The following is a 2,710-nucleotide window of genomic DNA, read 5'->3' on the forward strand; positions in this document are numbered from 1 at the left end:
TCCAGAGTGACCACCATATCTAGTAGTCTTTTCTGTATTTGTATTATAACGAGAAAGATGTTAAATATCAACTTACTGATTTACACCTCGATATAAAGATGTCATTTCTGAATTTCCCTTTAATTCTGAAGCCATATATTTAACTAAGAATAAGTCTTTATCAAAATTAGAAGCCAATTCTTTCTGGTAAATCATCATGTCTTTATCTTTATAATAAGCACCTTTTTTATCGGTAATTAATACAACTCTAAGATTTGGATATTTATTTAACAATAATTCCAGAAGTCTTTGTTCATCCTGAATTCCATTTTCTAATTTACTCGCATACTCTTTATTCACAAATATTGTATTTACTTTAGTTAAATCAAGATGTCTTACTTCATAATCCACCATATGTAAATATACCGTATTTGATTCATTTAAATAGTTTTCTAAATGTTCATCATTATTATCAATAAATACTGTCTCACAATTCTCATTATGTTCCACTTGAAACTGTTTAAATAAATTCCTTAATTTTTCTTCTCTTATATTTAATTCCATACAATTAGCCTCCTTTTCTAGTACAATATCACAATTTTCAAAAAAAGGATGAATACATTGTCTTGAATTTGTATAAAAGCGTATAATACATACAGGAGGAGTTTTAAAATATGCAACCATTTGATAAAGAATATGTCTGTGACATCGCCAAACAAATTTTGAATATTGATTCACCAACAGGCTACACAAAAAGAGCCATCGATTTCATGGACGAAGAAGCTAAAAAATTAGGCTACACAACAGGTCGTAACCAAAAAGGAAATTTATTGATCTATGTAGACGGAAAAGATTCTGAACACACATTAGGATTGAGTGCTCACCTAGATACATTAGGACTTATGGTTCGTTCCATCAAAGACAACGGAAAACTTGCCATTACTAAAGTCGGAGGCCCATGCTTACCAACATTAGACGGAGAATATTGTAAGATCTATACTCGTGATGGAAAGGTATATACAGGAACGATTCTTTCTTGTTCACCAAGCGTACACGTATATCCAGATGCTTCAACATTAGAAAGAAAAGAAGATACAATGGAAGTTCGTATCGACGAAGTTGTACACTCAAAAGCAGATGTTGAAAAATTAGGTATCTGCAACGGAGACTTTATTTGTATTGACACAAAAACACAAATCACAGAAAGTGGATTCATTAAATCTAGATTCTTAGACGATAAGATTTCAGCTACAGCTTTAATGGGCGTACTAAAATACTTAAAAGACAACAACGTCACACCTCAAAGAGACTTAGTCATTATGTTCAGTACATATGAAGAAGTTGGTCATGGAGCAAGTTGTCTTCCAGAAGAAGTCGAAGAATTATTAGCCGTAGACATGGGATGCATCGGTACAGACCTTGCTTGTACGGAACAAGACGTTTCAATCTGTGCAAAAGATTCAAGCGGACCATACGACTACGAAATGATTACTCGTCTAGTTGAACTATCAAAAGAAAACAAGCTTAATTATGCCGTTGATATCTACCCACAATACGGTTCAGATGTCAGTGCCGCATTACGCGGTGGTAACGACATCAAAGGAGCCTTGATTGGCCCTGGTGTCCATGCAAGCCACGGAATGGAAAGAACACACTGTGATGGTGTAGAAAACACAATGAAGCTTGTCGTTAGCTATATCACAAAATATTAAAATCCTTTAAAGCAGCTACAATACCCTGTTCCACATTGGACTTGGTCACATGAGCTGCTTTTTCTTTTACATAATCCATAGCCTGGCCCATCGCAAAACTATGAGTTACAACACCAAACATACTCACATCATTTTCACCATCACCAAATGTGAAGACTTTATCCTTATCCCAACCAAACATATCCATCATGCGAACTAAAGTAGCTCCCTTACTATATCCCTTTGGCAAAATCTCTAATTCTCTAGGACAAGTACGGAACACTTCATATTGATCTTTAAATTCATTTTTAATATCCAAAGCCAACTGTGTAGTTACCTCTTCATCCTCAATTGTCTGAATCTTATTTACAGGATATTGAATTTCACTGAGATCCTTAATATACGTAATCTTAGGATATCCATCACGCATATCTGCAAGCCAAGACCAAGGACCACCCGTCCAAGGAAAATCCTCTGGATATTCTTTTGAATTTCTTAATATTTTTTTCTTTTCCATTATATGATCTGGAATATAATCAAATAATCCATCGTTAAATACAGCCATTGTCTCACAATTTTTATGCATCAAATACGCAAAAACAGGCTCAACATCTTCCTTATACATCTGTTTTAAAACATGACGCTCATCCTTTTGAACATCATAATATGCAATACCGTCTACCTCTAACAAATAGCCACCATATACATCCATCTCTAATTCTTTAGCATATGAAAGTAATCTTGTATAACTTCTACCACTCGCAAGCACAAGCTTTGTTCCCTGCTTTTGACAAGCAATCAATGCTGCCTTCGTTTCCGGTAAAATTTTATTATTTGGATCCAATAAAGTACCATCCATATCCATTACAATCGCATCTAACATAATACATCCCTCCATTTAAAAAATAATATATCATAATTTTATAAAAAGTACTTGCATAACACAACATCTTTTGGTATTATATACAGGCAGTCAAGTGAAAAGCAAATGCCTGAATAGCTCAGTCGGTAGAGCATCCGGCTGTTAACCGGCAGGTCAC

At 34.5% G+C, this 2,710-nt stretch carries 3 protein-coding genes; 1 reads left to right on the forward strand and 2 read right to left on the reverse strand.

Annotated features, from left to right (window positions below; genetic code table 11):
• Positions 1-72: 72 nt before the first annotated feature.
• Entirely contained in the window at positions 73-543 is a 471-nt protein-coding gene (locus tag LJE08_RS13280) for a hypothetical protein (RefSeq protein ID WP_227403484.1), read from the reverse strand.
• Positions 544-653: 110 nt separating this feature from the next.
• On the opposite strand from LJE08_RS13280, the gene LJE08_RS13285 reads away from it, so the two are divergent.
• Entirely contained in the window at positions 654-1,691 is a 1,038-nt protein-coding gene (locus LJE08_RS13285; protein WP_227403485.1) for a M42 family metallopeptidase, read from the forward strand.
• On the opposite strand, the gene LJE08_RS13290 is transcribed toward LJE08_RS13285, so the two are convergent.
• Positions 1,678-2,553, reverse strand: a complete 876-nt coding sequence (locus tag LJE08_RS13290) for a Cof-type HAD-IIB family hydrolase (RefSeq protein WP_186998343.1) — start codon at positions 2,551-2,553, stop codon at positions 1,678-1,680. The two genes, LJE08_RS13285 and LJE08_RS13290, sit on opposite strands and share 14 nt — an antisense overlap.
• Positions 2,554-2,710 lie beyond the last annotated feature (157 nt).

Origin of the sequence: Holdemanella sp. DFI.5.55 (assembly GCF_020593575.1) — a bacterium.
GTDB classification, from domain to species: Bacteria; Bacillota_I; Bacilli_A; order Erysipelotrichales; family Erysipelotrichaceae; genus Holdemanella; species Holdemanella hominis.

Excerpts from the sequence above, each read along its gene's own strand:
- LJE08_RS13280 (WP_227403484.1), bottom strand. The coding sequence starts at position 543 with ATGGAATTAAATATAAGAGAAGAAAAATTAAGGAATTTATTTAAACAG.
- LJE08_RS13285 (WP_227403485.1), top strand. The coding sequence starts at position 654 with ATGCAACCATTTGATAAAGAATATGTCTGTGACATCGCCAAACAAATT.
- LJE08_RS13290 (WP_186998343.1), bottom strand. The coding sequence starts at position 2,553 with ATGTTAGATGCGATTGTAATGGATATGGATGGTACTTTATTGGATCCA.